This window comes from Cuspidothrix issatschenkoi CHARLIE-1, from assembly GCF_002934005.1.
Classification (GTDB): Bacteria; Cyanobacteriota; Cyanobacteriia; order Cyanobacteriales; family Nostocaceae; genus Cuspidothrix; species Cuspidothrix issatschenkoi.
In genome coordinates this window covers 1-7,780 of record NZ_PGEM01000182.1, presented here as the reverse complement: position 1 = coordinate 7,780, position 7,780 = coordinate 1, and the positions used below count along the sequence as shown (strand labels likewise).

Genomic DNA, 7,780 nt, shown 5'->3' with positions numbered 1-7,780 from the left:
TAAACCAACAGAATCTCCCACATTAAGATGGATATTTCAGTGCTTCCAAGGTATTCATCTTTTGATGATACAAGGATTTCAACGAGTTCTGAACTTAACGGAGTCACACTGTCATATCTTGCAATTTTTACCTAATGCTTGTCAAAAATATTATTTTTCAACTTAACTATTCTCTATAGTTTTACGATTTTATCGGTTATCTTTTTTATAACTTATTACACACCTTCAATTAAATATTGTTTTTGAAACAGCTTTTAAACACCCATAAAAGCTTAACTTTTTGCGTTCATAATTTTGTTTGCTATTGATACGTAATTGTTCAAACCATAAGTTTTGATTTACTGTTGATGTAGTTTAATTATGCTACTTTTTGAAGTGCGGAATGTGGGTTATAAAAAATATCATGTCCGCCCAATCACTTACGATATGGTTCATTATTGTATTGCCTTTTCCCAATTACCCATTACCAGCCTCAACATATATGATAAGTGTTCAACCGGAAATGATATAACTTATTATTATGGTAAGTAAGTTGAAAATTTAAACAGATTTTTTAAAAAACGTCCCATGAATCAAACCGCTATCAATGTCATTGCTATATCTGTCTTCTTGATGACGCTTTCTACTTTGTTGGGACCATTAATAAATCTTTCCCCAACTATTCCTGCTTTAACTATGGTCGCGTTTTTGGGTATCGCTTCCTTAGATAATTTCAGTTTTCAAGGGAAGGTAGGAACTATAGTTTTAGATTGGTTAGCGCGATTTTCTCCAGAATATAAAGAACGGATTATATATCATGAAGCGGGTCATTTTTTGGTTGCTCACTTGTCAGGAATTCTGGTTACTGGTTATACTCTCAGTGCGTGGGAAGCTTGGAAAATGGGACAACCAGGACAAGGTGGGGTAGTTTTGGAGGATAACGAAATTGCTAAACAGTTCGAGAAAGGAAAGATTAGTGTTTCAATGGTAGAACGCTATTGTAATATTTGGATGGCGGGAATTGCAGCAGAAAACCTTGTTTTTAAGTCTGCGGAAGGTGGTGGTGATGATAAAGCTAACTTAAATCAATTTTTAACAGCTTTGGGTTTTGAGGAGAAAGTTTTTGAACAAAAACAGCGTTTTCATCTGCTGCAAGCTAAAAATTTGATTCAGGAAAATTGGGATATTTATCAAGCTTTAGTGGAAGCGATGAGAAAGGGGGTTGAGGTTGAGGAGTGTAAAAAGATTATCCCACATTCCGCACCCACAACTGTCACACCCGAAGGAAAGGGATGTGTTTAGTACATAAGAACTAAAGACTAGTTTTATCTCGGACTTGATATTTTTTTAATCCTAAAAAACCCTTGGCTTCTGGATAAAAAAGTTCTACTGGGACTTAAACATTTTTTGAGGAAAAACATGACTCAAACCGTTACGGAATCAGGGAAATACATCAAATAACCAAAAACGCCTGGAAACCAGATATACCAACAAACTAATCAAAACTATGTCAAAGTCATTTGGGGTATACGTTTGAGCCTATTTTATATCATGTCCACCCAATCACTTACGATATAGTTCATCATTGTATTGCCTTTTCCCAATTACCCATTACCAGCCTCAACATATGTGATAAGTGTTCAACCGGAGATGATATCAAGGATCTGGGATGTAAGATTTATGAATAATACTATATGAAAAAAATAGAGGTAATTCATGAATTACCCCTACTGAATAATAGATCTTAACTATCCTTAACGTACTTTCTTCAAACTTTCAATTTGTTCGGTAAACATTTCTGTAAACAAACTCATCACAGTACGTTCTTCACGGATTTTAATATTAGCAGTAATAGACATACCGGACTGTAAGGAGATTTTTCGATCTTGATTTTCCAGTTGCAGGTTTTGTCTCTCTAACTTGATTTTAGCAGGAAATCTATAAAATTGATGGGTTTGATCTGGAGGTAACGCATCTGAACCAATATCTATTATTTCTCCTTTAATACCACCAAATTGAATAAAGGGAAAGGAATCAATTCTCACGTCTACATTCATACCTTTCTTAACAAAACCAATATCTTTGTTAGTGATGAAAACTTCTGCTATGAGGCTATCTTTAGGAACGATTTGTAGTAATTTTTGTGTAGTATTGGCAACAAATCCAGGGTTTTTCGCCTGGAGGTCAAAAATTACACCACTAACGGGAGCGCGAAGTTCTTGATATTTAACGTTTAATTGGGTTTGGGAAATTTTGCTGTTGATATCTGCTAAACGTTGTTCATTGTCTAAAATAATCTTCATAAATTGACTATCTATTTCGGCAATGCGTTGTTTGTTAGCACGTATTTTTTCCAAAATAGTTTTATCAGAACTAGCAACGGTATTAGTTAATTGCTGTTTACCTTTATCAATATCAAATTCTAAACGTTTTGCTTCTTCTTTCAATTGTAATGTTTCAGCTCTGAGAGTTTGTACCTGCTGTTGTTGGTTAAGATATTGTAGTTTAGAAATACCTCCCTCTTCAGCTAAGGTTTTAAGACCTGCTAAAATACTGCTTTGAATTTTTAAACTATTTTGAGTGTCAGCAAGTTTGAATTGAGTTTGTGAAAGTTGTTTGCGGATTTTTTCTATTTCTAAATCTACGGCTTTGGAACGAGATGCTAATTCTGTTTTAGCTACTTCTAGTAGTTTTTGCTCATCAATTCCTATTCCTGTTGTCCCAGAGGAATTTCGTAATTGAGTACGTAATAATTCATTTTCTACTACTAAAGAAGCCCGACTTTTTAACAGAAATGCTGATTCACCTGGTAATTTACTGCGTAAAAATTCTATTTCGGAATCTATGCCTCTACTTGCTCCCATCAACCGCCGATAAATATTATTTTCTTGAATTAAAGCTACACGAATTTTCTTCAAGGAATTTAATTCTGCTAAGGTAGCTATGGAATCAAATGTTAATAATAAATCGCCTGGTTTTACTTCCTGTCCATCTTTGACATACAGGGATTTGACGACTCCATTAATGGGAGCTTGGACATCTTTAATTGTCCCCTCTGGTTTTAATTGTCCTGTGGCGGGAACTACCTGTTCAATTTTGGCTAAACAAGCCCAAGTGATGCCAAAACAAGCTAACGCTATCAGAGTCAGCATGATGCTTCTAGACCAGATTGGAGATTGTTTTAAAACTACAGATTGCTCAAAGTTCTCGAAGTTAAAATCTTGTGACGGCTTTTGCGGTGCAGATTTAGGAGGTGTTAGAACTTGGATCTTTCTATCGTTACCGTTACTGTTGGTGTAATTACCATTAACTTGAGTCATAATAAGTTTGGATTTTAGATTTTGGATTGAATATTTAGTGTTATGGCTGTAGCCACAATGATCAGGAAATTATTGATGCTTGAAAACTAATAATAGCAAGGGTTTTACTCTTGCCTTTTGCCTTCTACATATATGTAATTTTATCTTTAATCAGTTATCGGTTGAATTTTATTTCCACGACTGACAACTGACAACTGACAAATTACAAGTTTACTTCCTGTTGTTGATAAAGGTAGAAATAATGACCTTTTGTAGCCATCAGTTCTTGATGAGTACCTTGCTCGATGACTCTACTGCTATCCATGACGACGATAGTATCTGCATGACTAATAGTATTTAATCGGTGAGTAATAAAGAAGACTGTACTACCTTTAAAAACGCGGGCTAAGTTGAGACAAATTTGTTTTTCGGAGGCATAATCTAGGGCGCTGGTGGCTTCATCTAGAACTAATAATTTGGGTTTTTGTAAGATGGAACGAGCGATCGCAATTCTCTGTCTTTGTCCACCGGAAAGGGCTGATCCCCGTTCTCCCACTCGTGTATTATAACCATTAGGCAAGCTCATAATAAAGTCATGAGCAACGGCAATTTGAGCAGCGTTAATAATTTCTTCTGTTGAGGCTTCAGGATTAGTTAAGGCAATATTTTCTTGGACTGTGCCATCAAATAAAAGAGTATCTTGGGGAACTACGCCAATTTGCCGTCGTAGAGAATAAAGTTCTACTTTGGCAATATCGTAACCATCCACTAAAATTCTTCCTGATTCTATTTCATAAAGTCTCAACAGTATTTTCATCATTGTACTTTTACCCGAACCACTTTGTCCAACAATGCCAACAAATTTACCAGGGGGAAATTCAACGTTGACATTGCTTAATTGTAGGGCTCCGTTGGCAGCAAAGCGGAAGGAAACGTTTTCATATTTAACTGCACCGATAATGGGAGGAAGAGGGATATTATTTCTATCTATTTCTGCTTCCTGGGGGGTATCTACAATATCGCTTAATCGTTCTAACGATAAGCCAGTTTCTTGGAAGTTTTGCCAGATTTGCGCCAAGCGTAAAATTGGGGTAGTAACATAACTAGAAATAATCCGAAAGGCGATTAATTGACCTAATGTTAATTTTCCTTGTAACACTAGATAAGATCCTACCCATAAAACCAATAAGCTGCTCAGTTTGCTCAGAAACTGACTGCTGGAATTGGCGAGTGTAGAGGTGAGAACTGTTTTAAAACCTGCGGCAACAAATTTAGCATATTTTTTCTGCCAAGAAAAGCGCGATCGCAATTCAATATTTTGGGCTTTTACTGTTTGAATTCCTGACATTACCTCCACTAAATAAGATTGAGTTTCGGCGTTACGTTCAGCTTTACCACGTAATTGTCTACTGACTGTAGGTGCAGCAATTACTGTCACTAGAATAAATAGCGGAATTGTTCCCAAACCTACGAGCGTTAGTTCCCAACTGTAAAACAGCATGACAACTATATAGACGACGGAAAATAGGGCATCTAAAACTACTGTTAAGGCTGTACCAGTGAGAAACTGACGAATATTTTCTAATTCATTAATTCTAGTTGATAGTTCCCCCACTGGTCTTTTATCAAAATAGCGCAGGGGTAAACGCAGTAAATGGTCAATAATTTGTGAACCCAAATTCATATCGATGCGGTTTGTAGTATCTACAAATAAGTACGTCCGCAATGTTGTTAATACAGCTTCAAATACACCAACTGCTAATAGTAATACTCCTAAAACATTCAGAGTATTAATACTATTTTGGATAATAACTTTATCAATAATGACTTGAATTATCAAGGGGTTAGCTAGGGCTGCTAGTTGCACAAAAAAGGAAGCAACAAAAACTTCTATCAGTACCACACGGTAACGGGATAAGTAAGGAATAAACCAACTTAAACCGAATCGTTCTTTGGGAGTTTCTTTGGTGGGACTCAGTAATAATATTTTAAAATGTGGTTGTAAATTGATTTCATCGGTTTCTAATTCTTGGATTAACTGATTAATTTGGCAGTTAATTATTCCTTGAGACGGTACACCTAAAACAGCTTTTTTCCCATCTACTGCATAGAGAACTACATAACTATCACGATAGCGAATTAATGCCGGAGTAGGAACACGATTAATGGCAACTGCGGGAATATCAATAAGTTGGGATTTCAGTCCAATTAATTCTGATAAATAAGCACAAACTTGGAAAGATACAGTACCTTGACGTTTAAGTTGGTCATTTAAAATCCGCCGTACTACTTCTTTACGAAAGGGGATTTCTAAACGCTTGCATAGCATTTGAAAACAGGCCAAACTACCATCTAATTCTCCTTTGCCTCGGAAAAATGGGTAATTTTGATTTTTGGGAATATCTTTGGATGTCTGAGGTGCGGGAGCTTCTGTTTCTTCTGCATAAGGAATTTGGGAAACTGCCGTACTATCCTCCACATTGTCTATAATTTCTGGTTCTGTAGGGAAGGAATTAAGTAATGATAAATCGCTAGGATCAATACCCACAACACGGACAGGTTGATTACCTTTAATTTCGATTATTTCATTTTCTAAACGAAACCCAGGAGTTAAACCTATTAATGAATTGTTGCTACTGATAAACCAAATCCGACTATGATCTAATTCTCTAAGATGAGTTTTACCTGGTGATAAATAATCAACTTTTGATTCTGATAGGGCTTGTTGGGTAATCTGTTTTAGGTTCAAATTAGCAAAAGGTTGTTGTGCTATTTGTGAACTTAAAATATCAAATACTTCTATTAAGTGACTTTGATTTTGACGAGCTTGGGCAAAAGCCGAATTTTGGGAGAAAAATTGTAAATAATCCTGGGCTTTCCAGGTTAAACAGATGGCTTCTGTGGAAGCGATCGCAGTTTCACAAGCAATTTGCCTTAACCAACCAATTTCACCAATTACCGCCCCTGGTTGCAGTAATTTGAGAGTAATTGGTAATTGAGTTTGGGGATCATATCCTAACAGTCTGACATTACCTTGATAGACTATAAATATCCGTTCGGGGAGTTGTTCTTTACTGGTAATTTTTTGACCAAAACGATAACGTAAAGGCTCTAAGATTTCTGGTGATATAAGTTGGCTAATTTCTTGAGAGGATAATTTATTAAAACCTTCAAGATTAGAGATAAATTCGGCAAAGTTACTCATACTAAAAGTCATGTTTATGGAGGTAATGAGAGTTGGATTTTTGCTAAAAGTTGAATTGTGTAATTTGACAATTGTAATTGGGCAAAATCACAGCTAAAACCAAAACTAAATTTCTACCACAGCTATTTTTGTGTCTAATTGTCAGAAGGTTGAATTTTCCATGGAATCTCTCTCATTTGTGCTTGTAACCATTGATTAAATTTTTCATTCAATAATCTTTGTCGCAAAGGATGATCTAGTTGGGCTGGTAGTAATTTTTCTAATCTGACAATTACTAGTAAGTTATTGATTTGAACTGGTGGTAAGAGTTGGTGGGGTTGGCTTTTGGCCAGAATATTTGCCAATTGAGGATGGAGAGATTGTAAATCTATCGGACCAACTAAACCTCCGGTTTGGGCTTCAGGTCCTTGACTATATTCCCGTGCTAAATCAGCAAAAGATTGTTCACCTTCTTGAATACGAAAATAAATTTCCTGGGCAATACCAATTTCTGAAGTAGTAATTAGGGAATAAATTACTTTATCTAACTGGGGTTTACGCTGAAAAAAGTAAGAGTTTATATCCCCTCCCCATGTCGCCTCTTTAAGTTTTTCTAGTTTTACTGACCGGATGGCCATTTGTTTTAATTTCTGGAAACTTTCAGGCTGTGTTTCTATTCCCTGATGTTGTTGGGTTATTTGTTCACAGGCCAATTTTTCCTCTTCTGGAGTGCAAACAATTTCTGCTGCTGCGATCGCTTGATCAATGATGATTTCTTTCACTAATAGCGGTAGTAGCTCATACTCTGACATCAATGATAATATCTCGCCAGTTTCCAGGATGCGATCGCCCAATTTTAGGACTGGATTCATATTGTGTATGATCTGGTTTGTCACAGTGTTCACTGCTCTTCGTAAGATAATGGAACTAGATGTTAACCAAGTCATCTTTTGGTTAAGGGTATAGAATTTATGAAAACTTCCCTCTATTTGCATGAGAATGGGTAGATACAATGAAGTATCTAACAATCAGAGTAGATTTTTCATCTAAACCTCCAGGAGACCCCCGCCAAAACTGTACTCAGTTTGGTGATGGGAGGAATGGAGGGTTAATTGTGAAACGTCCCTGGAGTAATTTTGTGCGCCAGCACAAACAACGAAAGGGACAGTTGAGCAATTAACAAATCTTTGATTTTCCATATTCGATTCGATTCGTAACTGTCTTTGTGAATTGATTTACTGGATTAATTAGGAAAGAGTGGTCTTTTTTGAGTGTCTAAAACAAATACTTTAGACAGAATATTTTGCTCCGAAGAGCC

4 protein-coding genes are annotated in these 7,780 nt (G+C 36.2%); 1 reads left to right on the top strand and 3 read right to left on the bottom strand.

What is annotated here, in order from left to right; translation table 11 throughout:
* Positions 1-567: 567 nt before the first annotated feature.
* Positions 568-1,281, top strand: coding sequence for an ATP-dependent Zn protease (locus CUN59_RS19410; protein ID WP_104389379.1), 714 nt, complete (start codon positions 568-570; stop codon positions 1,279-1,281).
* Between the two features lie 452 nt (positions 1,282-1,733).
* Here the strand turns inward: CUN59_RS19410 and CUN59_RS19405 are convergent, their stop codons facing one another.
* The 3 genes from CUN59_RS19405 to CUN59_RS19395 all read right to left on the bottom strand — a co-directional run bounded on the left by CUN59_RS19405 (position 1,734) and on the right by CUN59_RS19395 (position 7,334).
* On the bottom strand, positions 1,734-3,299 hold the full coding sequence (locus CUN59_RS19405) for a beta-barrel domain-containing protein (RefSeq protein WP_104389378.1): 1,566 nt from the start codon (positions 3,297-3,299) through the stop codon (positions 1,734-1,736).
* A gap of 202 nt (positions 3,300-3,501) precedes the next feature.
* Positions 3,502-6,495: a peptidase domain-containing ABC transporter gene (locus CUN59_RS19400; protein ID WP_104389377.1), complete on the bottom strand. Its 2,994-nt coding sequence runs from the start codon at positions 6,493-6,495 to the stop codon at positions 3,502-3,504.
* Positions 6,496-6,617: 122 nt separating this feature from the next.
* Positions 6,618-7,334 carry a peptidylprolyl isomerase gene (locus tag CUN59_RS19395; protein ID WP_104389376.1) on the bottom strand — a complete coding sequence of 239 codons (717 nt, stop codon included), beginning with the start codon at positions 7,332-7,334 and terminating at the stop codon, positions 6,618-6,620.
* Positions 7,335-7,780: the final 446 nt, after the last annotated feature.

Excerpts from the sequence above, each read along its gene's own strand:
- CUN59_RS19395 (WP_104389376.1), bottom strand. The coding sequence starts at position 7,334 with ATGAATCCAGTCCTAAAATTGGGCGATCGCATCCTGGAAACTGGCGAG.
- CUN59_RS19405 (WP_104389378.1), bottom strand. The coding sequence starts at position 3,299 with ATGACTCAAGTTAATGGTAATTACACCAACAGTAACGGTAACGATAGA.
- CUN59_RS19400 (WP_104389377.1), bottom strand. The coding sequence starts at position 6,495 with ATGACTTTTAGTATGAGTAACTTTGCCGAATTTATCTCTAATCTTGAA.
- CUN59_RS19410 (WP_104389379.1), top strand. The coding sequence starts at position 568 with ATGAATCAAACCGCTATCAATGTCATTGCTATATCTGTCTTCTTGATG.